Source organism: Pyruvatibacter sp. HU-CL02332, assembly GCF_040362765.1.
Taxonomy (GTDB): Bacteria; Pseudomonadota; Alphaproteobacteria; order CGMCC-115125; family CGMCC-115125; genus Pyruvatibacter.
Genome location: NZ_BAABWK010000001.1, coordinates 1,600,395 through 1,626,082 on the forward strand (window position 1 = coordinate 1,600,395; position 25,688 = coordinate 1,626,082).

The window sequence follows — 25,688 nt, forward strand, 5'->3', positions numbered from 1 at the left end:
CCGGGTTCATGACCCGGCCGAGGAAAGATGCGCTGATAGCCATTGTCACAGGCATAGGGGGGTTTTTGATATCCGCCAAATATGACCTTGAAGAACGATGGCATGAGGTTGCGGACCGCTACGAGGGGCATCTGCATCTCAATGAGCTACCCATCGCCTTCTTCCTGGCTGGATTGGGCTTTGCCTGGTTTGCTTGGCGCAGGTGGTGTGATTTCCAGCGGGCGGCCACCCAGAGACGCGCCACAAATGATGCGTTGTCGCAGCAGCTTGACCGCAATCAGGAAATCATCGCCGAACTCAGCACGGCCCGCCGGAAGGCCCTGGAGCTTGATCGGACCAAGACCCGGTTTCTGGCCCATATGAGCCATGAACTGCGAACACCTTTGAACGCGATCATGGGTTTTTCGGAGTTGATGCAGCATCAGGTCTGCGGGCCTTTGGGTGACAAACAATATGAAGAATACGTCTCCACCATTCATGAATCCGGACAGCATCTGCTTGAGCTCATAAATGATCTGCTCGACCTGACCCGGATCGAGTCAGGGGACATGACGCCCCAACACGAAATCTGCACCATGCGTGAAGTGGCCCACAGCGCCTGCAAAATGTTGCAGGACCAGGCCGCCGAAGCCGGGGTGCACCTCAATCAGGTCAGCTTGGCGGCAGCGGACATATCCGTGAATGTTGACCGACGGATGATCCGTCAGGTGTTAATCAACCTGATTGCCAACTCAATTCGCCACACACCGCGGACCGGACAGATCAATGTCACCGCATTCAAGGCACCGACCGGGGAAATAGGATTCTCTGTCACCGACACGGGCGAGGGAATGGACCCGCAGACGGTCAAACGTCTGGATCAGGGCTTTGCGGAAGTCGAGAATGCCTTTCGGCGTGAGCACCATGGTGCAGGTCTTGGCCTGCCCCTTTCACGTGCCATTGCACAGGCACATGGCGGGTCCTTGATCATCTCAAGCGCATTGGGCGAAGGCACGACCATTGAGCTTCTTCTGCCCGAAGAAGTCATCGTCGAAACGGCACCGGTGCTTGCAGATCTGCGGCGCGCCAGCTAGCTGGCGGCACCGTTCAAGAACTCTTTCACCCGCGAAAAGAAGCCTTCTGACTCCGGGCTGGTCTTGTCCGTCGATTCACCCTGAAACTCTTCCAGCAGCTTCTTCTGCTTCTTTGTGAGGTTCATGGGTGTTTCCACATTCACCTGAATGTACAGGTCGCCATGCTGCGATGACCGCAGCACCGGCATGCCCTTGCCCTTGAGCCGGAACTGTTTGCCGCTCTGGGTGCCTTCGGGAACCTTGACCTTTACCCGCGCGCCCTTGAGGGACGGTACTTCAATCTCCCCACCCAGCGCCGCTGTCGGCATGGAGATGGGAACGCGACAGAACAGGTCCGCGCCATCGCGCTGGAAGAACTGATGCGGCTTGATTGACAGGAAGATGTAAAGATCACCGGGAGGTCCACCGCGGCCGCCCGCTTCGCCTTCGTTGGAGAGGCGAATGCGCGTGCCATCTTCAACGCCGGACGGAATGTTGACCTGAAGTGTGCGCTCTTTTTCCGTGCGCCCGGCGCCATTGCAGGTATCGCACGGGTCCTGAATAACTTCGCCACGACCACCACAGGTGGGGCAGGTGCGTTCAACGGTGAAGAAGCCCTGTGACGCACGTACTTTGCCCGCGCCATGACACATGCCGCAGGTGGAAGGCGATGTGCCAGGCTTTGCACCGGACCCGGAGCATGTCTCACACGAGACAGCCGTCGGCACTTTGATCTGTGCCGTCTTGCCTTCATTTGCCTCGTCGAGGCTGATTTCCATGTTGTAGCGCAGGTCCGCACCGCGTGTGCGCCCGCCACCACGACGGCCGCCGCCGCCACCGCGCTGCCCGCCGACAAACTCGCCGAACAGATCATCAAAGATGTCGGACATGGAGGACGCAAAGTCCTGCCCGAAACCAGGGCCGCCCTGTCCACCAGGACCACCCGGGCTGCCATGCTCAAACGCCTGATGGCCAAAGCGGTCATAGGCTGCCCGGCTCTGCGGGTCCTTGAGGGCGTCATAGGCTTCGTTCAATTCCTTGAACTTGGCTTCCGCGTCAGGATTGTCCTGGTTCTGGTCCGGGTGATATTTTTTGGCCTGCTTGCGAAAAGCCGACTTCAGCGCCGCATCATCTGCGTCGCGAGGCACACCCAGAATTTCGTAAAAGTCGCGCTTTGACATGGCGTGATATTCCGTAGGCGGAACACTTGCGAAGTCTCCACCTGAAGGCCCCGGCACTGCGGATCACCGCACCACCGGGGCGTATCAGGGTAGACCGGCCAGCGTGTTAAGCCGCGCCGTCCTTCTTGTTGGCGTCATCGCCAGCGTTGTCATCGACTTCGGTGAAGTCAGCGTCAACCACATCATCACCAGCCGGATTGTCGGCAGCTTCAGAGGCAGCGTCTGCGGCTGCGTCCTGGCTGGCCTGTTCCGCCTGGCTTGCCGCATACATGGCTTCGCCCAGCTTCATCGATGCCTGACCCAGCTCTTCAGACTTGGTCTTGATCAGTTCGGGATCAGGATCTTCTGCCTCAAGAGCGGTTTTAACCTCGGCGATGGCTGCCTCAATGGCACCCTTGGTTTCCGCATCCACCTTGTCGCCGTTTTCTTCCAGCGCTTTTTCAGTGGAGTGAACCAGAGCCTCAGCGCCATTGCGCGCTTCGACTGTTTCACGACGCTTCTTGTCGTCTTCAGCGTGGCTTTCAGCATCCTTGACCATCGCGTCAATGTCAGCGTCTGACAGACCGGACGATGCCTGAATGCGGATCGCCTGTTCCTTGCCGGTCGCCTTGTCCTTGGCGGTCACGTTGACGATGCCGTTGGCATCAATATCGAACGCCACTTCCACCTGCGGCACGCCGCGCGGTGCGGGCGGAATGCCCACAAGGTCAAACTGACCGAGGATCTTGTTGTCCGCCGCCATTTCGCGCTCGCCCTGGAACACGCGGATGGTCACCGCGTTCTGATTGTCCTCGGCGGTCGAGAAGGTCTGAGCCTTCTTGGTGGGGATCGTCGTGTTGCGCTCGATGAGGCGTGTGAACACACCACCCAGCGTTTCAATGCCCAGCGACAGCGGTGTCACGTCCAGAAGCAGCACGTCCTTGACGTCGCCCTGCAGAACGCCGGCCTGAATGGCGGCGCCCATGGCCACAACCTCATCCGGGTTCACACCCTTATGCGGCTCCTTGCCAAAGAACTTCTGCACAACTTCCTGGATCTTCGGCATACGTGTCATGCCGCCGACCAGAACAACTTCGTCGATGTCTGATGCCTTGAGGCCTGCGTCTTCCAGCGCCTTCTTGCACGGGTCAACCGTGCGCTGAACCAGCTTGTCCACCAGCTGTTCCAGCTTGGCGCGGGTCAGCTTCATGGTCAGGTGCTTGGGACCGGACGCGTCAGCGGTGATGAACGGCAGGTTCACTTCCGTCTGCGTTGCGGAGGACAGCTCGATCTTGGCTTTTTCAGCGGCTTCTTTCAGACGCTGCAGGGCAAGCTTGTCGCCCTTGAGGTCAATGCCGTTTTCCTTCTTGAACTCTTCAGCCAGGAAATCGACCAGAATCATGTCGAAGTCTTCACCACCAAGGAAGGTGTCACCATTGGTGGACTTCACTTCAAACACGCCGTCGCCGATCTCGAGGATCGACACGTCAAACGTACCACCACCAAGGTCATAGACCGCGATGGTCTGACCGTCGGATTTGTCCAGGCCATAGGCGAGGGCGGCCGCGGTGGGCTCGTTGATGATGCGCAGCACTTCAAGGCCGGCAATCTTGCCGGCATCCTTGGTGGCCTGACGCTGGGCGTCGTCAAAGTAGGCAGGAACCGTGATCACGGCCTGCTCAACTGTTTCGCCAAGATAGCTCTCAGCGGTCTCTTTCATCTTTTGCAGAATGAAAGCCGAGACCTGCTGGGGAGAATACTTCTCGCCATGGGCTTCTACCCAGGCCGCGCCATTGTCCGCCTCGACGATGGAGTAGGGCACCATGCCCTTGTCCTTTTTGACCGTCGGGTCGTTGATGCGGCGGCCGATGAGGCGCTTGATCGCAAAAAGCGTGTTTTCAGGGTTGGTGACAGCCTGGCGCTTGGCCGGCTGGCCTGTCAGGCGTTCGCCTTCAGCCGTAAAGGCCACCATGGAAGGCGTCGTGCGTGCGCCTTCTGAATTCTCAATAACTTTCGGGTTGGACCCGTCCATGACCGCAATGCACGAATTTGTCGTGCCAAGGTCAATGCCGATGACTTTCGCCATTTACTTCGTCTCCACGTTACTTTTAGGCGGACCAGGAATGCTGCGGCCTTACTCTTCAAGCACCGAACTGCATCCGTGTTGCGGGACCTATACGCGCCTAAACGGCAAACGTCAGGCCCTGCAGGTCCCCTCGTGTTGAACCTACAAAAAAGCGTGTCCAAAAAGACCCGCAACTTCAGAGCGGTATATAAGTAGCGGCAGGGTGCACTGCAACAGGCCTGCGACAGTTTTCCAGCGAAAGAGTGTGATTCAGCCAATGGCCCCAGCGTCAGAGCACCAGGCGGCAAAAGTCCCGATTTCCAGCCAAAAGCTGGAGATTGCGTCCGGGGTCACGCTGCTGTCCGGCGCCTTGGACACAGCCTCACAGACAACCCTGCTGGGCGAAATCCGCAAAATCTCAAGCAAAGCCCCGCTTTATACCCCCACCATGCCGCGCACCGGCAAGCCGTGGACCGTCCGCATGACCAATTGCGGCCCCCTGGGCTGGGTCTCGGACCGCTCAGGTTATCGCTACCAGCCAAATCACCCCGAAACCGGCGATCCATGGCCTGCCATCCCCCAGATGCTGCTGGACCTGTGGGACGAGGTCACCGGCTATCCGGCCCCGCCCGAATGCTGCCTGGTCAATTTCTATGCTGACAAAGCCCGCATGGGCCTGCACCGAGACGAAGACGAGGAGGCACTGGACGCCCCCGTCCTCTCCGTCTCGCTGGGCGACACCGCCACCTTCCGCCTCGGCGGGCTGGAACGCAAAGGCAAGACCCAGAGCTTCAAGCTCCACTCCGGCGACGTCCTCCTCATCGGCGGCGACAACCGCCTCGCCTATCACGGCATTGATCGGGTCTTCCCCAGCACCTCAACGCTGCTCAAGGATGGCGGCCGCATCAACCTCACGCTGCGGCGGGTGACAAAGCCCTGACAGCCCTCTGTTTTGGTGCATGCAGCACGGTGCTGGTCTAAGCTCGTCGCAACAACAGCGGGCGGTGGGTCACCGCAACGCCGCGTGGATTGTCCGGTTAAACCGGACAATGGCGAAATTGGTCTGTTGGTGGTGACCCGCAGCGTGGGCCCTGTCCTGGGGCTCACCAAAGTATCCCCGCCATCCTCCGGCTTGACCGGGGGATCCATGGCGGCAAGAGGGGACAAGAGATGGGTGCAGCGCACGATATCGGTGTGGCTTTCAAACGCTGGCGCTATGTCAGCAAACACGGCAAGGCCGACGCGCCCATGTCCGGCGACGACTTTCGCGCCCAGGCGCAGCCGCTGATTGATGCCGCAGCGGAACATATTGCCGAAGCAGCCTTCATTGATCTGCCGCCTTCGCGGATGCCGTGGACATCAACGGACATTGTGCTGGAAGACGGCGACGAGGTGACGTTGCTGTCGGTCGGGCGGCTGTGGCTGAGCCGGGGCCTGGACATCTGGGTCGGCCCGCAGTTTCAGGTCTGGGGCCGGGTCGGGGAAACAGGCGAGGTCTTCAACGGCACCCGCGAGAGCATGACGGTGACCGCGTCGGACACGGGCGCGACGGGTGGCCGCCTTTATCTTGGCGGACAGTTCCCCGGGCAGTTCTCTGAAAAGACCGGCCGCATGATGCCCGACCTCAATGCCTATGAGGGCGCTGACGGCGAATTCACCGTGCTGGCCATTCGGTGGCGCGGCTTGGCAGCGGATGGACTTGCGGCCATGGCACAAGCGGGTGACGTGAACGGCTTGGTGTCAGGGGAGCAGGATCGCCTTGAAAAACCGAACACGCCGCCGGCCGGCTGGAACCATCTGTGGTTCCTGGGCCAGAATGATATCTATACGGAGCAATCTGGCACCAATGGCAGTTCAGACGACCACGCCTGCATCCACTGCCATACCGACAAGAATGTCGGCATCCTGCAAAAGGAAACCCCGTTCGAGCTGACGCCGGACACGCAGATTTCATGGGACTGGAAAGTAGACGCGATCCCCTCCGCCCTGCCGGAGGATACCGCGGCCAGCCATGACTACATTTCCATCGCCGTCGAGTTCGAAAACGGCCGCGACATTACGTATTACTGGAGTAACGATTTGCCGATAGGCAAAGCCTATTGGTGCCCCTTGCCGACGTGGAAAGATCGCGAGTTCCACGTTGTGGTTCGCTCCGGAGAGGGCGACTTGAAAAAATGGCTCAGCGAAAAACGTAATCTGTATACGGATTATGAGCAGTATATGGGCGCACCGCCCGAACGGATTGTTCGCGTGTGGTTCATTGCCAACAGCCTGTTCCAGCGTATTCCCGGCACAGCGGATTTTCGCAACATCCAGTTGGTGAACAAAAGTGACAGCCTGCGGGTGCTTTAGCCGCGCATGTGAGGACACAAAAAAGGCCAGCTGCGAAGCTGGCCTTTTGCGTGTCGTGAAAGGCCGAGAGCCTTACGCTTTGGTGTCGATCTTTGAGCCCGGTGTTGGCTTTTCCGGGTCCGCTGACTCAGGCGCCGGGTCGGCAGGGGCTTCCGGTGCAGCTTCTGCTGCGGGTTGCGGGGCGACGGCAGGGCCGCCCTTGGAGATGCCGACCATGGCCGGGCGCAGCAGACGATCGCCGATCACATAGCCGGTCGCGACCACTTCCATGACGGTGCCCGCCGGACGGGTGGGGTCGGGGGCTTCAAACATCGCCTGATGCAGATTGGGGTCAAACTTCTCCCCATGCGGATTGATGGCTTTGACGCCGTGGCGCTCCATCACGGACAGAAATTCCCTCTCGGTCATTTCCACGCCTTCGATGAGGTTGCGGACCGGCTCGGGCGCGCCCTGGCGATCTTCCTCAGACAGGGTGTCGATGGCCCGGCGCATATTGTCGCCGACGCTCAGGATATCGCGGGCAAAACTCGTCATGGCGTATTTGCTGGCGTCCTGCTTGTCGCGCTCGGCGCGCTTGCGGGTATTTTCAGCGTCCGCCACGGCGCGCAGCAAGCGGTCGCGCAGGTCATTCACCTGGGACTCAAGCTCGGCAATCTGGGCTTCGGGCGACAGCAGGGCATCAGCCGCTGCTTCCAGCGCTTCCTTGGATGTGGGCTCGCCACCTTCCGCCCATGGCGTGTCGCCTGCAGCATCCTGCGCAGCGGCAGCCTCGTCAGCCGGTGTTTCCGGCGCGCCGTCACTTTCGGGCATGTTCTGGGGGTCTTGCGGGTCTTTGGGGTCACTCATCAGAACGTCACCATCTGGAATACGGGGTGGAATGCCGGGATGCTGGGGCGCTTGTAAGCCAAGCAGCCGCCCGTGTGAACCATCCCGAAAAAACGATTATGGCAGCTATCTAGGGGCACGGAGGCAATCTGTGAAGCCCCCATCTGCCCCTAGCTCACAAGCTGGGTCACCAGCCGGGCGGTATAGTCCACCATGGGGATGACCCGGGCATAATTGAGCCGCGTGGGACCGACCACGCCCAGCACGCCGACAATCTCGTTATCCGCATTTGTGTAAGGCGAGACGATGACCGAAGAGCCCGACAGCGAAAACAGCTTGGTTTCCGAGCCGATGAAGATCCGAACCCCGTCGGCATCTTCCGCCATGGTCAAAAGCTCCAGCAGCTCTTCCTTGGTCTCCAGATCATCAAACAGCTTTCGCACACGCTCGAGATCATCCAGCGCCTGCACGTCTTCCAGCAGATTGCCGCGTCCGCGCACGATCAGCGATCGTTCAGCGGTGCCGGTGACCGAGTCCGTGCCGGACCACACCGCCAGACCTGCTTCAACCACCTGGGCGGTCAGGGCATCAAGCTCGGCCTTGCGGGCGGAGATTTCCTGCCGGACCTGCCGCTGGGCATCGCCAAAGCTGCGGCCTTTGAGGCGCGCATTGAGATAGTTGGAGGCCATGGTGAGTGATGAGGCCGGCATATCCACCGGCGTATCAATGATCCGGTTTTCCACCAGCCCGTCTTCAAAAACGATCACCGCAAGGGTCTGCCCCGGCGCCACCGGCACAAACTCAAGCTGCTTGAGCCGCGCCTCGCGCTTGGGCGCCACCACAAGTCCCGCACACTGGGACAGGCCCGAGAGCGTCTGGGAGACCTGCGCCAGCGCGTCATCCACCGCCTGATTGGAGCCTGTCATCTGGGCTTCAATACCGGCGCGTTCGTCATCGCTGAGATCGCCCACCTGCAGCAGCGCATCCACAAAAAGCCGCAGCCCGGCCTCGGTCGGCATGCGACCAGCGGAGGTATGCGGGGAGGAGAGCAGGCCCAGATCCTCAAGATCCGCCATGACATTGCGAATGGAGGCAGGCGACAGGGACGCGCCATTCACCAGTCCGGTCTTGGACAGGGTGCGCGAGCCCACAGGCCCGCCTGTTTCCAGATAGGTCTCCACAAGCTGGCGGAACACATCCCGCGAGCGTTGATTGAGTTCGAGCAGCGCGTTGGGTCCGTCGGACGTAAAGTCAGACATAAAGCTGTGTCGTCTCCCAAGGGTGCGGGCGGCCAGGCCCGCAAAATGACCTATCTCTCGTCAAATCTAGGAATGCCGCCGCATTCCGTCAATTTCGCGCGCCTCTCATTCCCTGCTTGCCCACAGGCGGTGCGAACGATAGGAAGTGGCCAACTTTGCTGGCCGATCAAGCGCCAGCCTACACGTCTTTTCATATAAGCACTGGAGTTCCCATGCGCCCGTCAGGCCGCCGTCCCGATCAAATGCGTTCCGTATCCTTCGAGCCGGGCTTCTCCAAGCACGCGGAAGGCTCCTGCCTTGTGCGCTTTGGCGACACCCATGTGCTGGTGACCGCCAGCCTTGAAGAGCGTGTGCCGCCTTTCCTGCGCAATTCGGGCCGCGGCTGGGTCACAGCTGAATACGGCATGCTGCCCCGCGCGACGGGCGATCGCATGCGCCGCGAAGCCTCTGCTGGCAAGCAGTCCGGCCGCACTCAGGAAATCCAGCGTCTCATCGGCCGCTCTTTGCGCGCGGTGGTTGACCTTGAAGCCATGGGCGAACGCCAGGTGTCGGTCGATTGCGACGTCATTCAGGCCGATGGCGGCACCCGCACAGCCTCCATCACCGGCGCATGGGTTGCCCTGCACCAGTGCTTCAGCTGGATGAAAGAGCGCGAGATGATCAAGGAAATCCCCTTGAAAGATCACGTGGCCGCCATCTCCTGTGGCATCTATCAGGGCACGGGCGTGTCTGATCTTGATTACGCTGAAGATTCAACAGCCGACACCGACGCCAATTTCGTGATGACCGGCTCCGGCGGCATTGTCGAAATTCAGGGCACAGCCGAAGGCGATCCCTTCACCGAGACACAGTTCAATGAGCTGATGGGTCTGGCCAAGGCCTCGATCCGCGATCTGGTGGAAATGCAGAAGCAGACGGTGGCCTGACCCATGCCGCATCGCCGTTTCGCAGCTGGCAAGCTGGTTGTCGCCAGCCACAATGAAGGCAAGGTCAAGGAGATCCGCGCCCTGCTCGAACCGTTTGGTGTCGAGACGGTGTCCGCGGCAGAACTTGACCTGCCCGAGCCGGAAGAAACGGAAAAGACCTTCAAGGGCAACGCGGAACTCAAGGCGCTTGCCGCTGCACGGGCGGCAGACATGCCCGCCCTGTCAGACGATAGCGGGCTTGCGGTGGATATCCTTGACGGCGAGCCCGGCATCTATTCGGCCCGCTGGGCTGAAACTGGTGAGGGCCGGGACTTCGGCGTTGCCATGACCCGCGTCGAAAAAGAGATGTGCGAGAAGAACGGCGGGCCGGAAGGCAACCGCAAGGCCCGCTTTATCTGCGCACTCACACTGGCCTGGGCCGACGGCCACGTTGAAACCTTCGAAGGCAGTGTCGCAGGCGCGCTTGTCTGGCCGGGTCGCGGCACCCGCGGCTTCGGCTATGATCCGGTGTTCCAGCCCGATGGGCACAAGATCACTTTTGGTGAGATGGATCCGGCGGCCAAACATGCAATCTCCCACCGCGCCCACGCCTTCGAGCAACTCATCGACGCGTGCTTTGCCCGCAAGAGCTGAGCCAGGTTCAGGCCAGAAACGGTCAGGTGAGCAGCCTTTTGGCGTCTACGTCCATTGGCCGTTCTGTCAGGCCAAATGCCCCTATTGTGATTTCAACAGCCACGTAAAACAGGGCGTTGATCAGGCGCGCTATGCCAGGGCCCTGATCCGCGAACTGACGACTATGGCGCAACGCATGCCTGGGCGGACGGTCAGCAGCATCTTCTTTGGCGGCGGCACGCCCTCACTGATGGATGTGACAACTGTCTCGTCATTGCTGGATGCGATCGGCAGCCTGTGGACAGTTTCTGACGACGTTGAAATTACCCTCGAAGCAAACCCCACCAGCGTCGAAGCGGATCGCTTTCGCGGCTACCGCACCGCAGGGGTCAATCGTGTGTCGCTGGGCGTCCAGGCCATGGACGACGCGAGCCTCAAGGCGCTTGGCAGATTGCATACAGCGCAGGAGGCACTGACGGCGGTGGCGCTGGCCCGTGACACTTTTGAGCGCGTGTCGTTTGACCTCATTTACGCCCGCCCTCACCAGACCATCGATGACTGGCGGCGCGAATTGACCGACGCACTTGCCTACACCGCCGGTCACATGTCGCTCTATCAGCTGACCATCGAGGAAGGCACACCCTTTGCGGCGTTGCACGCAGCTGGCCGACTGGAGACACCGTCTGAGGACGTGGGCGCAGCCATGTACGAAGTGACTCAGGAATTGTGCGAGGCGGCCGGGCTTCGCGCCTACGAAGTGTCGAACCATGCAAGGCCGGGAGACGAAAGCCGCCACAACCTCGTCTATTGGCAGGGCGACCCCTATGCGGCCGCAGGTCCCGGTGCCCATGGCCGATTGCTGGACGATGGCAAATGGATCTCAACCCAGACCCATGATGACCCCATGCGGTGGCTGACCGAAGTTGAGAAAACCGGGTCCGGCCTGGCTGTGGATGAACATGTGGATAACCCCGACAGAGCGGTGGAAATCCTCTTGATGGGTCTAAGGCTAACGACCGGCGTGCATCAATCGCAGCTTCCAGCACTTCTGGGTGACCTGATTGACAGCCAGGCTGTCAAAGACCTTGCAGCCGAAGGATTGCTGCTCGCCCATGGGGATAACCTGCGGGTGACCAACAAGGGCCGCCCGGTACTCAACGCCATCCTGCGCGAGATACTGGTCTAGAAAACCGGGCCACCTGTGAGGGACGTTGGGGCCGGGCTTACGACAACAAAGCCGCCCGGGCGCACTTCCATGACCGCAAGGCCACGCTCGTTGAGGCCTTCCTGCGTAAACCGGAACACACCGTCGATTCCGGCAAAGCCGTCTTCGGCTGTCAGCTCGCTGACCGTGTAACGCTGTCCGGGCTGACCGCCCGACAAGGCAATCGACAGGCTCATGGCGTCATAGGCCAGACTTGAAATCCGGTGTGGCTTCGACCCGAACACGCGCTCGTAGCGATCCTGAAAGGCCTTGCGGGTTTCAGGCGGAGGCGCTGCAAACCAGCCACCAACCAGTGATGGTTCACGCAGCACAGAAGGGTCATCCCACAGACCGGTGCCAATGAACTTCACTTGGCGTGGGTCAACATCGTAGTAGGGCAGAAGCGGTGCGAGGCCCTGCAGCTCGGTGCCGCCCGCGGGCAATAGCACAACGTCGTAGGTGTCCTTGAGTTTCGCCAGCCGCTCGGCTGGGGCCAGCATGCCGTCCGTTGTGGGGGTGTAGCTTTCTGTTGCCGCCAGTTCAGCACCACGAGCAATAACCGCCTGGCCAAACTGGTTGCGCACCCGCTGGCCGTACTCGCTTTGCGGCAGCATGGCTGCAAAGCGCTGATGGCCTTCAAGCACCGCAAAATCAACAACGCGCTCTATGTCTTCTTCCGGCAGGAAGCTCAGCAGGTAAACCCCGCCGCCAGCCACATTGCGGTCCGTTGAAAACGCAATGACCGGCACGCCGGCAGATTGGGCAGGACCCGCAACAGCCGCCACGGAGGACGCAAACAACGGCCCCAGAATGATATCGGCGCCCTCGCTGATGGCTTCCCGCGTTGCCTGGGCCGCCTTGGCGGGATCACCGGACGTGTCCTTTGGAATCAGCAACACATTTGGGTTGTCAAACTCAAACAGCGCCAGCTGCGCGGCGTTGAGCATGGCATCGCCGACAGGGGCCGCGCCGCCGGAGAGCGGTAGCAGAATGGCGACGCGCACAGGCTCATTGGCATCCAGATGGCGCGGCTTCAAAAAGCCGCTCGTATTGCGGTCAGCGGGGTTCTGCGGCGGCGGGGTAATCGCTACGTCCGGTGTGGTGGGTCGTTGCGGCGGTGGTGTCGGCTGGTTGCCGGAGCTGGTGCAGGCCACCAGGACCAGAGCCAGGGCACCCACAAGTCCGGTGCGCATTACGTGTTTCGCTGAATTCACCAAATCCGATACTCCAAACCCACATCTTCCAACCCGCCACATGTATGGCGGCCAGCACCCGATCGCATACTGCCCCGATAACCAGTGCTATGCAGCTATATACGCGTCACTTAACAGATAACAGCTTTCTTGCCAGCACTGTCCGCGTACCCTATGGGGCAGCATGACCACGAACAAAGACATATCGTCCGCTTCCGGCAACAATGCGGCAGGAAAGCAGGCGCGTCCCCTCGCGCCGGGCCTGCATATTGCTGCGACCCCCATCGGCAACGCCCGGGATGTCAGCCTGCGGCTGCTTGATGCCCTCGCCGGGGCGGATCTCGTTTTGTGCGAAGACACCCGCGAAACGGCGAAACTGCTGAACATTCATGGCATCTCAGCCAAGCTTGAGAGCTATCACGAGCACAATGCGGAGCGTATGCGGCCGCGCATTCTGGCCCGCCTTGCGGATGGCGCCGCCATTCTTTTGGTCAGCGATGCAGGCACGCCTTTGGTGTCAGACCCCGGCTACAAGCTGGTGCGCGATGTCATTGCAGAAGACCATCCGGTGACCGCATTGCCCGGACCGTCCTCGGTTCTCGCCGCCCTGTGCGTGGCCGGACTGCCCACGGACCGGTTCTTTTTTCAGGGTTTTTTGCCTGCCAAACAGGGCGCCCGCGCCCGCACCATCGCCGAACTGGCACCGGTGCCGGCAACGCTTGTCATTCTCGAAGCCGCCAAACGTATTGAACCGACGCTCGCTGCGCTGGCGGAGGGGCTGGGCCCCCGGGAAGCAGCGGTCACCCGCGAACTGACAAAGCGGTTTGAGGAGGTGCGACGCGGCACGCTGCCGGATTTGGCAGAGCACTACGCCGCTGAAGGCCCGCCGCGCGGCGAGGTGGTTCTCGTCATTGCGCCTCCGCAAGAGCTGGAGGCCGACGACAACGCGCTTGATGCAGCCCTGAAGGATGCCATGCGCTCCCAAAGCGCCAGCCGCGCAGCGGCAGAGGTTGCAAAGGCACTCAACATGCCGCGCAAACGCGCCTATGCCCGCGCGCTGGAGTTGTCTGCGGTGGATGACGCCACCGAAGATGAAGCTCCCGGACATGAAGATGGCGAATGAACAGTAAGCGTCAGGCCGCAGAAGCCCGCGGCCGCCGCGCTGAAACCCTTGCCGCCTGGATGCTGCGGCTCAAGGGATACCGCATTGTTGCCACGCGGTTGCGCACACCTCTGGGCGAGATCGACCTTGTTGCCAAACGGGGCAAGTTGCTTGTCATCGTCGAAGTGAAGACCCGCGCCAGTGCTGACGAGGCCATTGCCTCGGTCTCCGCGCGGCAGCAGCAACGCCTTGCCGCGGCCGCCGGCTGGGTGCCGTCATGGAGGCCTGGTTTGGCCGACTGCGATATCCGGTTTGACGTGGTGGCAATGGCACCGGGCCGATGGCCCCAACACATCCAGAACGCGTGGATTTCCAACTAACGTTTCGCCCCCGTGCTGCGATCTGGTATGAAGGGTTTGTCCAAAACGAATCAGTTGCATGAAGATGCTGCTGAAAGACATGGTCCCGTAACACCTCGCGAACAGAAGGTGGGGGCCGGTCAGTCGGGACATCCGCCCTCAAGAAAAGCAGGGCACGCCACAACAGACAAAAGTCTGGGGCACCTCGGCCAAGGATGGCCATCCAATAGGGACGTCATTATCCGGCAACCACTTGTCCGCGCGCGGCCATCGCGAGCGGGTTCACTGCCGCATGTCACTTCGCTGTTTGCGGGTCGGCGTGCGGTGATCCGTGGTTGAGGCACTCACCCAGTGCCTCCTGTCTGCAGGTGACATGTCTCATGACCAAGTCAATCAACATGACCCGCTTCTTCCCCGTCTTCGCCATTGGTGCAGCGCTGGCCATGGCCGCGTGCTCACCCATCGGCATGGCGGTTGGTGCCGGAGCGACCGCTGGCATCGCAGCCTTTCAGGAGCGTCCCATCGGCGAGGCGCTGGATGACACGGAAATCAAGCTCGGCCTGATGGACCGGCTGATAAAAAGCGACAACGGGCTGTTCTCCGATGTGACGACCAATGTCATGGAAGGCCGCGTCATGCTGACAGGCCTTGTGCAGCACCCTGAAGACCGCGCGGAAGCAGGCAAGATTGCCTGGACGGTGCCCGGCGTCCGCGAAGTGATCAATGAAGTCGAGATTGCCGATCGCTCGACTTTTGAAGCCCTGCCAGCGGATGGCTGGATCGGCACCAAGCTGACAGCCCGGCTGCTGACGGATTTCAGCATTTCAGACATCAACTACGAAACCGATGTCACCAACGGCTCGGTCTACATTCTGGGCATTGGTCAGGACGCCGCCGAGATTGACCGCGTCGCAGCCCATGCGCGCGACATCAATGGCGTCAAACGCGTCGTGATGCACGCCATCACGGTAGACGATCATCGCCGCATGGCGGACGCCCGGCCACCCAGCGCTCCGGCGGTACAGCCATTTGAACGCCAACCGTCTGGCGATCGGCAGGGCCATACCCTGTCTGAAAGCAATGAAACAGCGGATCTGCTCACCGGCCAGCCGCCGCTGCGCACGGACATGTCGGCCTATGAGGATGCTGCGGCCATCGAAACCGCCAGTACCCAGCCCTCTTACTACTCAGCGCCTGCGCGCGAGCCGTATTATGAGCCCGCATACAGCCAGCCCGCCTCGTCCGGCCCGGTATCCCTCTCTCCGCAAAATCGCGGCATTGAGAGTCGCGACTTAGCGCCAATCAGATGAGGGCGCTATCATACACCCGTCGTGGTGACGTCGAGGCCCGGCGGCACCAGTTCTCTGCGGGAAAGCAATCCATGACGCCTGAGCTTGATCGCATTCTGCGCGCTGCCGGTGAGGCGGCTGACGATGCCCTGGACCTGGCGCACACAGCGCTGGCCCTTGGCGCTGCCGACATGCCTGACCTGGTGCTGGACCCCTATCACGCCCATCTCGCCCGCATCGTCAGCGACGTGGCGGCGCGCGCCAAAGCCCTTGAGACACCCGACGCCCAGTCGGCTGATCCCACACGGCGCGAGGCCGCCCGCACCCGCGCGCAGGCACAGGCTCTGGCAGACGTGATCGCCGGTGACTTTGGCTATGACGGCGACCGCGTGACCTATGACGACATGGCGAATGCCAATCTGGTGCGGGTGATTGATCGCAAGCGCGGCCTGCCGGTGGCGTTGGGTCTGCTCTACATCCATGCCGGGCGCGCCAATGGCTGGGCTGTGTCCGGCGTCAATTTCCCCGGTCATTTCCTGGTGCGCCTCAATGGCGTCGTGCAGGGTGGTCCGCCGCCTGTGATGATCGACCCGTTCTCCGGCGGGCAGGTGCTGGACGAGGACGCCATCACCTCGTTGCTGGCCCGGGTTCAGGGTCTTGAGGATGATCAGGACGACCCGAGCATGGCCGATCTTGAGCGCGCTTTGGCGCCTGTCTCAGCGCGCGCCGTTTTGTTACGGCTCCAAAACAATATCTATTCCCGCGCCTCTCAGGCCCGCGATCTCACCCGGGCCGACGCCATCCTGTCCCGCATGACCGCCATTGCGCCACGTGATCCGGCGCTGTGGCTGGAGCGCGGCAGCCTTGATGGCGAGACGGGCAGTTTGATGTCCGCCCGCAAAGCCTATGCGCGCGCCGCCGAGCTGGCGCTGGCAGAGGGCCGTGGCCAGATTGCCCGCGAGGCCAAGTCCCGCGCCGACAAACTGCGTATGAGCCTGAACTAGTCTTCCAACGGGTCCCGAAACCGATGTTTGGCAGCGCATGCACAACGTTGCCCATTGACCTTGGGGGGCCGCACCCCGACATTCCGCCCGAACCAGAACACAACGCAAAATCTGGCCGGGCTTGAACCGGCCCCAGAAGAACCGGCCCAAGACAACCGGTGGAGCAGGGCGGCATATGACTCTCAAAGTAGCAATTCAGACGGACCCGGTAGCAGCCTTCGACATTCAGGGGGACTCAACCTTCCGCCTCGCGCTGGAAGCCCAGGCCCGCGGCCATGAGCTTTCTTATTATCTGCCACGTGACCTGTCGCTGCACGACGGCAAGGTGCTCGCCCACACACGACCGCTTGAGGTGCGTGACACGCAGGGTGATCATTTCACCCACGGCAACTCAGTTGTCACTGACATGCGCGATGTCGATGTGGTGCTCATGCGGCAGGATCCGCCCTTCGACATGAGCTACATCACCGCCACCCACATTCTGGATCACATCCACCCCCATACTCTGGTGGTGAACGACCCGACCCATGTCCGCAACGCACCGGAAAAGCTGTTTGTCACCGAGTTTGACGGTGTGATGCCACCGACCCTGATCTCGTCAAACGAGCAGGATATCAAGGCTTTCCGAGCAGAACATGGCGATATCATCCTCAAACCGCTCTACGGCAATGGCGGTGCGGGCGTCTTTCGCGTCAAAAAGGACGACGAGAACATGGCGTCGCTCCTTGAGATGTTCACCCAGATGTACCGTGAGCCATTGATCGCGCAGGCCTATCTGCCAGCCGTGCGCGCGGGCGACAAACGCATCATTCTGGTGGACGGCGAAATTGCCGGTGCAATCAACCGGGTCCCGGCTGCCGGTGAAAGCCGCTCCAACATGCATGTGGGTGGACGCCCAGAAGCAACCAAGTTGACAGATCGCGAGCGCGAGATCTGCGCCATCATCGGACCGGAGCTCAAACGGCGCGGTCTGATCTTTGTCGGCATTGATGTCATTGGCGACTACATGACCGAAATCAACGTCACCTCACCGACGGGGCTGCGCGAGATCGAACGCTTCGACGGCACCAATATCGCCGCCATGATCTGGGATGTCATCGAAGCCAAGCGGGCCTGAGGCACCGTCTGACACGCCCTTAAGGCTGCCCAATTTCGTTCCATTCGTTAACGCCAAAGGTTAACATACTCCCATCAAGAAGAACGTGCGTTCCTATAATGTTCGTGTTACGGTCCATTTTACAGAAGTGGATTGGGGATAATCCTACTCGGTTGTCAAGTTGACCTCGACTTGCGGAACATTTGCAGGCGACGTCTCAACGAGGCAGCTCGGCATTTAAATCCTGGGTGCGAGGGCAGGACGATGGTGGCGCGGATCAATACTGTCGCCTTTGAAGGCGTTGAGGCACGAGATGTAGGTGTCCAGGTCCAGATTTCGCCTGGCGTCCCCGCTTTCACCGTTGTGGGCCTGGGTGACAAGGCAGTTGCCGAAAGCCGCGAACGGGTACGCGCCGCTCTCACCGCCATCGGTCTGGCGCTGCCGCCCAAGCGCATCACCGTCAATCTGGCGCCCGCCGACCTTCCCAAGGAAGGCAGCCATTATGATCTGCCCATCGCCCTTGCCCTGATGACCGCTCTGGGCGTTATCCCGCAGGACGCCATGGATGGGTTGTGTGTGCTCGGCGAGCTTGGTCTGGACGGCAGCATTGCGCCGGTCACTGGTGCCTTGCCAGCCGCGATTGCTGCCAATGCAGCTGATCGCGGCCTTGTCTGTCCCGAGACCTGCGGGCCGGAAGCGGCCTGGGCCGGGGACATTGAGATCATTGCGCCCGCAACGCTTCTTGAGTTCGTCAATCACATCAAGGGTGTTCAGGTCCTGCCTGTGCCACGGCCCGGCACGCCGCCGCAGGTGGGCACGGTGCCAGACATGGCGGACATCAAGGGCCAGGAAACCGCCAAGCGTGCGCTCGAAGTGGCCGCCGCCGGGGCGCACAATCTGCTGTTCGTTGGCCCTCCGGGCGCGGGCAAGTCGATGCTGGCCAGCCGGTTGCCCGGCATTCTGCCGCCCATGACCCCCAAAGAGATGCTGGACGTCGCCATGGTGGCGTCCGTTGCCGGTGTTTTGGAAGGTGGAGCCCTCAGTCCCGATCGGCCTTTTAGGGCACCGCATCATTCAGCGTCCATGGCCGCCCTTGTGGGCGGTGGCATCAAGGCCAAGCCCGGCGAAGTCTCGTTGGCCCATAACGGCGTGCTGTTTCTCGATGAATTGGCCGAATTTGCCCGCCCGGTGCTTGATGCCTTGCGGCAACCCCTGGAAACAGGCTCTGCCGTCATCGCCCGGGCCAACCACCATGTGAGCTATCCGGCCCGCGTGCAGCTGGTCGCTGCCATGAATCCCTGCCGCTGCGGCTTTGCCAGTGAGCCCGGCTTGGCCTGCGGGCGCCTGCCGCGCTGTGCTCAGGACTATCAAACGAGGGTCTCAGGCCCGCTGATGGACCGAATTGACATCCAGCTTGACGTGCCACCGGTTTCCGCTGCCGACATGCGCCATGGGGTGGCCGGTGAACCAAGCGCTGCCATTGCGGCACGGGTCAAAGCCGCCCGCGAAATCCAGACACAGCGATATGCTGAGCTGACAGACGGACAGAACATCATCACCAACGCTCAGGCGGACGGTCGGGTGTTGGAAAAAGTTGTTCAACTGGATACGGCGGGCCTTGATCTGATGGACAAGGCAGCGGAGTCCATGCGCCTGTCCGCGCGCGGATATGTGCGCGTATTGCGTGTGGCCCGCACCCTTTGTGATCTTGAAGGTGGTGGTCCCGTGACCCGGGCCCATCTGGCTGAAGCCCTGAGTTTCCGCCGGGCGCCCGCGCAGACCATTGTTGCTGCGTGAGGCCGGTTGAGTGACCCAATTTGGCAAAAACGGCAGAATTGCTACGAATTTCGCTCCGAGTTAACGCGATCTTCAGGGGCCCATGACAATTCTAGGCAGATCGTCCGGACGCCGTTTTAGCGGCGGGTTTCAGGAGCTGCCGATTTATGCCTTTTGGCCTTCCCTCCAAATCTGGCCAGACACCGTCACGCCAGCACATGCCGGGTCGGCGTGGGACTGTGGCGCGCGCGTGGCTGGGCTCGCTTGGGGAAAGAACCAAAGCGTTGATCCGCAAGGCAACGGGCCTTGAAGGCGAGTATCGTGAACTCGTGTCCCTGCGCAGCGAAGCGCACCTGCTGCGCGGGCTTCTGGCTGGTCAGGCAGACATCATCTTCAGGCGCAATACCAGAGGCCAGCTGACATTCGTCAACGATGTGTTTTGCGATACGTTCGGCGTGACGCGCGAACAGGTCCTGGGCCGTCCATTCACCCCCCATGTAGATGCCAGCACCGGCGAAGGCCTCCTCGGCAAGGCGCCAACGGTTGAAGCTGCTCAGGGGGCCGGTGGCGCACAAAAGTTCCGCATCCGAACTGATCAGCGCATCAAGACGCTAGGCGGCTGGCGGTGGATTGGCTGGGAAGAGCTTCCGATCCGCGACGACAATGGCCGCCTGGTCGAAATTCAGTGCGCGGGCCGTGACATCACCGAGCGCAAGAACACCGAACGCGACCTCGCCCGGGCCCGCGATGAAGCTGAACAGGCCAATCAGGGCAAGTCCGCCTTCCTTGCCACCATCAGCCACGAAATCCGCACGCCGATGAACGGCATCATCGGCATCTCGGCATTGCTAAGCGAAACAACCCTGTCGCCGGAGCAGGCCAACTATGTGCAGGCCGTGCGGCGCTCCGGCCGTGCCTTGCTCCGCCTGATTGACGACATTCTTGATTTTTCAAAAGTAGAAGCAGGCCATCTGGAGCTGGAGCAACATCCCTTCTCCCTAGAGGAGATGGCGCAGGGCCTTGCGGAGCTTCTTGCGCCGCGCGCCCAGCAACGCGGCATCAGCCTGTCCACGGTTCTGGACCCCACCTTGCCCATGCAGGTCATTGGCGATCAGGGCCGCCTGCATCAGGTGTTTGCAAATCTCGTCGGCAACGCCATCAAATTCACCGACAAGGGCGGCGTCACGCTCGTGCTGCGGCGCGGACAGTCCCCGTCATCGGATGGCCAGACGGCCATTCTCGAAGCGCAGGTCATCGATACCGGCATCGGTATGGGTGAAGAAGACCAGCGCATCGTGTTTGAAGAATTCCAGCAGGCGCGGGCGGCTGCTGCCCAGCGCCGCGGCGGCACCGGGCTTGGTCTGGCAATTTCGCGCCGCCTTGTCAGCACCATGAACGGCACGATCTCTTTGAAGAGCGCACCTGGCCGTGGCACCACTTTCTCGGTGTCCATTCCCATGCCGATTGCTGACGCAGAACCGCTCGGAGATGACACGAGCCTCGCAGACATAACTTGCACTGTGGCGATTGAAGGCCACGAGGCGGAAGCTGTTGCCGAAGTCATCCGCCAGCACGGCGGCACGCCGAATATGGTTGCGGACACGCTCCCGATCCGCGACCAGATTGCCAACACCGAGGTTCTGATCGCCGATGCGGCACTCCTGACCGAAGACGGCGTTGAGACGTTGCGCGGCGCCAATCCCAACCTGCGCATCCTTGCCGCTTCTCTGGCGGGCGATCGGGCGCAGGCTTTGGCCGTGACGACGCGGGCCGACTTCTCGGTAGACGGATATGTTCTGTTGCCTGCGCGCCGTCAGACACTGATTGCTGTCATCCGTGATGACGCAAGCCTTAGTGATGGCGCTGGCGAGCACACTGCGTCACACCTCACAGGCGATGAAGACCCCGACATACTGGTTCCCGATGGCTCTGCCGGCAGCGGTGAGCCGACCGGCCGCCGGGTGCTGTTGGCGGAAGACAATGACGTCAACGCATTGCTGACGGTGAGTGTTCTTGAACGCGACGGCCATGAAGTCATCCGCGTCCTCAATGGGCGGGAAGCAGTTGAGGCCCTCAACACCCAGGCCCGGTTCGACATTGTTCTCATGGACATGCATATGCCGGAGATGGATGGCGTCGAAGCGACCCGTGCCCTGCGCGATCATGGCCATGGCGTGCATGTAGTGGCGCTTACGGCAAACGCCTATTCAGAAGACCGTCAGATGTGTCTGGATGCCGGAATGGACGACTACCTCTCCAAACCTGTCGAGCCTGAAGCCCTTCGCGATATCCTGATCAACCTCGAGGCGGTGGACGTCACCGCAGACGAGAGCCTGCCAAAAGCCGGCTGACAGCGCTTTTGCGCCTCTTTGACGCCCGCAACCCTTTACCCGTAGCCGGCGGAAATCCCAAGAAAACTGACAATAAATTCAATCTGTTAGGCCCTCGGAGCCAACGGTGATAGAATTGTGGGGTCGATTTTGACCGGCAATCGCGCCTGTCAGAGTGACACCGTGGCGTCACATTGACGTGGCAATGCCATCACCGGCTTCAGATATTGAATGTTTTGGTGTCGTTGCCGTGTGCGCGCACAGGCTAATAGGGCTGGACAACGGCCCGAATTCTGCTGACAAGCAGAGAGCAGCACCGGGCGGGAATAATCACCTCCGGGCGCAACAGGGAGTACCGGGTTTGTTCAAGCAGCTTGCCGTGGCCGGACTGCGCCGAGGATTTGGTGCCGTCAAAGCCCTGCGCTCCCGCTATACCCGCCGCCGACGCATGCGCACGCGCAGCTTGCTGCGGTTGACCCGTGGCTTTGTTGCCCGCAGCCGCTATGGCCATCACCTTGGTATGTCCCAGCATGCGCGTACGCCCAAGACACGTCGTGTCTTCTGGGGCTTTGAACCCCGCCACATGAGACCTTCCCAGAATCCGGCTCTTGCCAAACTCTCCGGCAAGCCCGTCAACCGCGCTGCGCGCTACTCGGGCAAATATGGCCCGCCGCCGCGTCCCCTGGCTCGCCGTAAATCTCTGGAAGTGCGCGTCGCGGAAACAGAAGCTGAAGTCCGCGCTGCCCAGCGCCTGCGCTACAAGGTCTTCTATGAAGAGATGTCCGCTCAGGCGAGCCCGCGCATGGCCGCAGAGCGCCGCGACTTTGATCACTTCGATGCCTTTGCAGACCACCTGCTGGTGATCGACCACTCCCGCATCCCCGAGGACTACTCAGGCCGTGGCGTTCCCGAAGATGCCATCGTCGGCACCTATCGGCTGATGCGCCAGGAAGTGGCCGAGGCAAATGGCGGGTTTTACACCGCCAATGAATTCGACATTGAGCCATGGGTTACCGCTGCGGGACCCGACACCCGCTTCTTGGAACTTGGCCGGTCGTGCGTGCACATCGACCACCGCTCGCGGCCGACGCTTGAGCTGATGTGGCATGCCATCATCAGCTATCTGGTGCACTACGAACTCGACATCATGTTTGGCTGCGCAAGTCTTGAGGGCACCAACCCGGACGAGCTGGCGCTGCCCCTGTCCTTCATGCACCACTATTGCCGCGGCGATGTGGAAACCACCCCGCCCGTGCGTGCACGCGACGAACTGTTTGTCGATATGAACCGCATGCCCAAGGACGACGTGGAAGCCAGAAAAGGCCTGCGTGCCCTGCCGCCCCTCATCAAGGGTTATCTGCGGGCCGGTGCCACCATCGGCGACGGCGCGGTGGTTGATGAGCAGTTCGGTACAACCGACGTGCTCATTGTGTTCCCAGCCAACCAGATCAGCGACCGCTACCGCGACAAGTTCGGCAAGGGCGACATGCGCAACGACGGTCTGCCAGCCGACGACAGCCAGACCAGCAAATCGGCCAGTCTCTAGACAGGCATAACCCCGGTGATACTCCCTACCTGCGGACCACAATTGGCGTAATGCTTCAATAGTCAACGAGCAGCAACAGGCAGTCTGAGGGCGTAACCCCCCTGTGTCTGATCGAGCCGTCTGGAGCTGCCATGTCCCCCCGCTTATGCATCACTTCCATATCATTTACCTGCCTGTTGACTGCGTGCACCACGCTGAAGGAAATCGATACAAGCATTGATATCGATGCGCCGCCATGCACGGTCTATGCAACGCTGGCGGACTTTGGGAACTACGCGCTTTGGAATCCCTATCACGTACGTGTCGCGGGCAGCGGCGTTGTCGGAGAAGGTCTGGAGGTGCGTGTTTCGCGCCCGGATGGCGTGGTGGTGGATGTCCCACACGTCCGGTTGCTCGAGGCAGAGCCCTGTCAGTCTTTGGCCTGGGGTGGTGGGATCAACGGCATCTTTGCCGGGGAACATCGCTTCGATCTTGAGCAGCGTGAAGATGGCAATACCCATCTGTCACATACAGAGGTTTTCAGTGGTCTGTTCATTGGCTTTGCCGATTTGCCGGTGCCGGTTCTGACCGAAGGCTACGAGAGAATGAATGAAGCCTTGCGTCGCGAGGTTGAGGGAAAATAGCCACTCGCCACTAGCCACTCGCCACTCGCCACTCGCCAGTCATTGCGCGTCAGCCGGTAGTTGTCTGCGACATATGCCGGAACGCTTGGGGCGTTACATTCGCAGAGCGCAGGAAATCCCGCTGGAAGTGAGCCTGGTCCGCGTAGCCACAACAGTATCCGATTTCTGCTAACCCTATTTCAGTATGCGTAAGGTGACGGGTCGCCACACGAATACGCGCCCGCCGGAGCACGGTCGAGAATGTCCGGTGCTCCGCCAAGAGTCGCCGTTGCAAGGTACGCGGCGACAGTGCCATGCAGTGCGCGGCGTCAGCGACTTTCCAGCTGCGCCCAATGTCAGCAGCCAGCACATCAGTCAGGCGGTCACTGAATGGAACAGTGATGGCCGCATCCTGAGGCGGTTGCACACGATACCTGCTGCTGCTCCAGCAGATTCGGAAATGCGAAAGAGCTTGGTTGCTTGGCAGGTTCAACTGGCGAAGCGTCTCGGGCTTGTGGGTCTTTCCATCCACTTCCAAGCATACTTCCTGCAGGCCGATCAAACCCGCAAGGCCGACAAGCACACCAGCGATAAGGCAGTTTTCTCCGACGGTCGTAGGCGCCTTGGCGCTCTCACTCTCGCGCGTACAATTCCATGCAGCGCTCCCCTCACAGACAATCCGTGTGCGGTGCGCATGGTGGTAGTAGCGCTCCATCCGCATCCACTTGTCTGCCAGTGTTGCTGCCTGCTGAGGTTGCCTCAGGATTGCCAGGGTGGGTGTTTCATCCGCCAGGCCCAGGTGTTGCCCAACGTCCAGCAACAGACCGGTCCCCTGTTCATGTACAGCGCGCTGGATCAGCCGCCGTTTCAGATCATCATCTAAAGTCGCTCGGTCAAAGGGATCTGGCCTCACCAGATCAACCACAAGATCCGGCATCTGGTGTTCAAGAACCCCGATCAAAAGGCTTACAAGGCCCGTATGTGTAAAACTAGCCATCAGCCCATGCTGACCCCGGCCTGTTCAATAATGTCGTTTCCCCAAAGTGGTTATAGAATGGCCGGCACCGTCATGCCCGCAAAAAGCAGGACGCCGATGCTGGCCACGTACGCACCCATCCCTGGAAAGCTGGCGGCATCGTTTCGGCGCCACAGCATGATTGCCAGTAGAATATGCCAGGCTCCCAGCAGCGGGAAGCCAAATGCCACCAGCACATCAAGCACGTCTCCGGATACGCCAATTTGCTCTCCGGCAAGCAGCAGCATCAAGGCAGAAAGCACCAGACCACACCACCCGAATCCAGCGCTTAGACCGGGCATTTTGCGGAGGATGAGGCTGGTGGCCGCAAGCCAGACCGCCCAGCATAAATTGGCAATGTGCTCTCCCACCAACATGCCCGCATAGTGGTTGAAGGCCCCCTCCAACATGGCGGCCATTGCGGCTTTGTCCGGGTCCGCTGCCTCAGAAACCAGCCACGGAATAAGAATGACCCATCGTCCAAAACCCAAAGCCTGACAGAGCCCGGCCAGAGTGCCGAATACAAGCAGGAGAAGAGCCCGGGTTGGGGCATGCGGCTGAAGCAGTTGATGCAGAAGCACCGAAAGCAGGATTTGTGTCAGCCCGGTCATGGTGAGTGCCCAATAGGTCGGGCGGATCACGTCCGAATTGGCTGAGAACAGAGCAAAGCGTTCAGCTGCGGGGTATCGCAACACCTCGGGAAAATCGAATGCAGGTCCAAGGATGGAAAACCCTGCAAACATGATGACGATATGAAGACCGAGAAAGAGCGCGGTGGTGCGGTCAAGACGGCGAGAGGGGCTGTGCATCGGGTGCTCCTAAGAACAATGGTCCCGATAGGGTGCCCGCTTAGGCCGCACAGATATTGAAAGATCGCGCCACCCGTCGCGTCTCGCACCAGACATTTTTTGCCCGTAGTCG

22 protein-coding genes are annotated in these 25,688 nt (G+C 60.9%); 15 read left to right on the forward strand and 7 right to left on the reverse strand.

What is annotated here, in order from left to right; translation table 11 throughout:
* The first annotated feature begins 8 nt into the window (after positions 1-8).
* Positions 9-1,073: a sensor histidine kinase gene (locus ABXH05_RS07605; protein ID WP_353560487.1), complete on the forward strand. Its 1,065-nt coding sequence runs from the start codon at positions 9-11 to the stop codon at positions 1,071-1,073.
* On the opposite strand, the gene dnaJ is transcribed toward ABXH05_RS07605, so the two are convergent.
* Positions 1,070-2,233: a molecular chaperone DnaJ gene (dnaJ, locus tag ABXH05_RS07610; protein WP_353560488.1), complete on the reverse strand. Its 1,164-nt coding sequence runs from the start codon at positions 2,231-2,233 to the stop codon at positions 1,070-1,072. The genes ABXH05_RS07605 and dnaJ overlap by 4 nt on opposite strands.
* Before the next feature lie 106 nt (positions 2,234-2,339).
* Complete coding sequence (dnaK, locus tag ABXH05_RS07615) at positions 2,340-4,298, reverse strand: molecular chaperone DnaK (RefSeq protein ID WP_353560489.1); 1,959 nt, start codon at positions 4,296-4,298, stop codon at positions 2,340-2,342.
* A gap of 256 nt (positions 4,299-4,554) precedes the next feature.
* Here dnaK and ABXH05_RS07620 point away from each other — a divergent pair, with 256 nt between their 5' ends.
* Together ABXH05_RS07620 and ABXH05_RS07625 are read left to right on the forward strand one after the other, a co-directional pair.
* Positions 4,555-5,217: an alpha-ketoglutarate-dependent dioxygenase AlkB family protein gene (locus ABXH05_RS07620; protein WP_353560490.1), complete on the forward strand. Its 663-nt coding sequence runs from the start codon at positions 4,555-4,557 to the stop codon at positions 5,215-5,217.
* Positions 5,218-5,447: 230 nt separating this feature from the next.
* Positions 5,448-6,629: a DUF3047 domain-containing protein gene (locus ABXH05_RS07625; protein WP_353560491.1), complete on the forward strand. Its 1,182-nt coding sequence runs from the start codon at positions 5,448-5,450 to the stop codon at positions 6,627-6,629.
* Positions 6,630-6,701: 72 nt separating this feature from the next.
* Here ABXH05_RS07625 and grpE read toward each other — a convergent pair whose 3' ends face one another.
* Both grpE and hrcA read right to left on the reverse strand, forming a co-directional pair.
* Positions 6,702-7,475: a nucleotide exchange factor GrpE gene (gene grpE, locus ABXH05_RS07630; protein ID WP_353560492.1), complete on the reverse strand. Its 774-nt coding sequence runs from the start codon at positions 7,473-7,475 to the stop codon at positions 6,702-6,704.
* 149 nt (positions 7,476-7,624) lie between these two features.
* The gene (gene hrcA / locus ABXH05_RS07635; RefSeq protein ID WP_353560493.1) at positions 7,625-8,713 is read right to left on the reverse strand and encodes a heat-inducible transcriptional repressor HrcA; all 1,089 of its coding nucleotides are present in this window, start codon (positions 8,711-8,713) and stop codon (positions 7,625-7,627) included.
* Positions 8,714-8,925: 212 nt separating this feature from the next.
* On the opposite strand from hrcA, the gene rph reads away from it, so the two are divergent.
* The 3 genes from rph to hemW are packed head-to-tail and all read left to right on the forward strand — an operon-like array spanning position 8,926 to position 11,437.
* Positions 8,926-9,639, forward strand: a complete 714-nt coding sequence (rph, locus tag ABXH05_RS07640) for a ribonuclease PH (RefSeq protein WP_353560494.1) — start codon at positions 8,926-8,928, stop codon at positions 9,637-9,639.
* Between the two features lie 3 nt (positions 9,640-9,642).
* The gene (gene rdgB, locus ABXH05_RS07645; protein WP_353560495.1) at positions 9,643-10,272 is read left to right on the forward strand and encodes an RdgB/HAM1 family non-canonical purine NTP pyrophosphatase; all 630 of its coding nucleotides are present in this window, start codon (positions 9,643-9,645) and stop codon (positions 10,270-10,272) included.
* Positions 10,205-11,437 carry a radical SAM family heme chaperone HemW gene (gene hemW / locus ABXH05_RS07650; protein WP_353560496.1) on the forward strand — a complete coding sequence of 411 codons (1,233 nt, stop codon included), beginning with the start codon at positions 10,205-10,207 and terminating at the stop codon, positions 11,435-11,437. Before rdgB ends, hemW begins: the two co-directional genes overlap by 68 nt.
* Here hemW and ABXH05_RS07655 read toward each other — a convergent pair.
* Positions 11,434-12,648: a penicillin-binding protein activator gene (locus tag ABXH05_RS07655; protein WP_353560497.1), complete on the reverse strand. Its 1,215-nt coding sequence runs from the start codon at positions 12,646-12,648 to the stop codon at positions 11,434-11,436. The two genes, hemW and ABXH05_RS07655, sit on opposite strands and share 4 nt — an antisense overlap.
* Positions 12,649-12,832: 184 nt before the next feature.
* Between ABXH05_RS07655 and rsmI the strand changes: the two genes are divergently transcribed.
* From rsmI to ABXH05_RS07700, 9 genes are all read left to right on the forward strand, one after another.
* Positions 12,833-13,771 carry a 16S rRNA (cytidine(1402)-2'-O)-methyltransferase gene (gene rsmI / locus ABXH05_RS07660; RefSeq protein ID WP_353560498.1) on the forward strand — a complete coding sequence of 313 codons (939 nt, stop codon included), beginning with the start codon at positions 12,833-12,835 and terminating at the stop codon, positions 13,769-13,771.
* Complete coding sequence (locus ABXH05_RS07665) at positions 13,768-14,130, forward strand: YraN family protein (protein WP_353560499.1); 363 nt, start codon at positions 13,768-13,770, stop codon at positions 14,128-14,130. Before rsmI ends, ABXH05_RS07665 begins: the two co-directional genes overlap by 4 nt.
* Positions 14,131-14,489: 359 nt before the next feature.
* A complete protein-coding gene (locus tag ABXH05_RS07670) occupies positions 14,490-15,419 on the forward strand; it encodes a BON domain-containing protein (RefSeq protein WP_353560500.1) in 930 nt (309 codons plus the stop codon).
* A gap of 71 nt (positions 15,420-15,490) precedes the next feature.
* Positions 15,491-16,402 (forward strand): transglutaminase family protein, encoded by a 912-nt coding sequence (locus ABXH05_RS07675; protein ID WP_353560501.1) that lies wholly within the window; start codon positions 15,491-15,493, stop codon positions 16,400-16,402.
* Between the two features lie 175 nt (positions 16,403-16,577).
* Complete coding sequence (gene gshB, locus ABXH05_RS07680) at positions 16,578-17,519, forward strand: glutathione synthase (RefSeq protein ID WP_353560502.1); 942 nt, start codon at positions 16,578-16,580, stop codon at positions 17,517-17,519.
* 243 nt (positions 17,520-17,762) lie between these two features.
* Complete coding sequence (locus ABXH05_RS07685) at positions 17,763-19,295, forward strand: YifB family Mg chelatase-like AAA ATPase (protein ID WP_353560503.1); 1,533 nt, start codon at positions 17,763-17,765, stop codon at positions 19,293-19,295.
* 146 nt (positions 19,296-19,441) lie between these two features.
* Positions 19,442-21,625, forward strand: coding sequence for a PAS domain-containing hybrid sensor histidine kinase/response regulator (locus ABXH05_RS07690; RefSeq protein WP_353560504.1), 2,184 nt, complete (start codon positions 19,442-19,444; stop codon positions 21,623-21,625).
* Positions 21,626-21,965: 340 nt separating this feature from the next.
* On the forward strand, positions 21,966-23,150 hold the full coding sequence (olsB, locus tag ABXH05_RS07695) for a l-ornithine N(alpha)-acyltransferase (protein ID WP_353560505.1): 1,185 nt from the start codon (positions 21,966-21,968) through the stop codon (positions 23,148-23,150).
* 131 nt (positions 23,151-23,281) lie between these two features.
* The gene (locus tag ABXH05_RS07700; protein WP_353560506.1) at positions 23,282-23,773 is read left to right on the forward strand and encodes an SRPBCC family protein; all 492 of its coding nucleotides are present in this window, start codon (positions 23,282-23,284) and stop codon (positions 23,771-23,773) included.
* Between the two features lie 49 nt (positions 23,774-23,822).
* Here ABXH05_RS07700 and ABXH05_RS07705 read toward each other — a convergent pair whose 3' ends face one another.
* On the reverse strand, positions 23,823-24,749 hold the full coding sequence (locus ABXH05_RS07705; protein WP_353560507.1) for a helix-turn-helix transcriptional regulator: 927 nt from the start codon (positions 24,747-24,749) through the stop codon (positions 23,823-23,825).
* A gap of 50 nt (positions 24,750-24,799) precedes the next feature.
* Complete coding sequence (locus ABXH05_RS07710) at positions 24,800-25,576, reverse strand: DUF4386 family protein (RefSeq protein ID WP_353560508.1); 777 nt, start codon at positions 25,574-25,576, stop codon at positions 24,800-24,802.
* Positions 25,577-25,688: the final 112 nt, after the last annotated feature.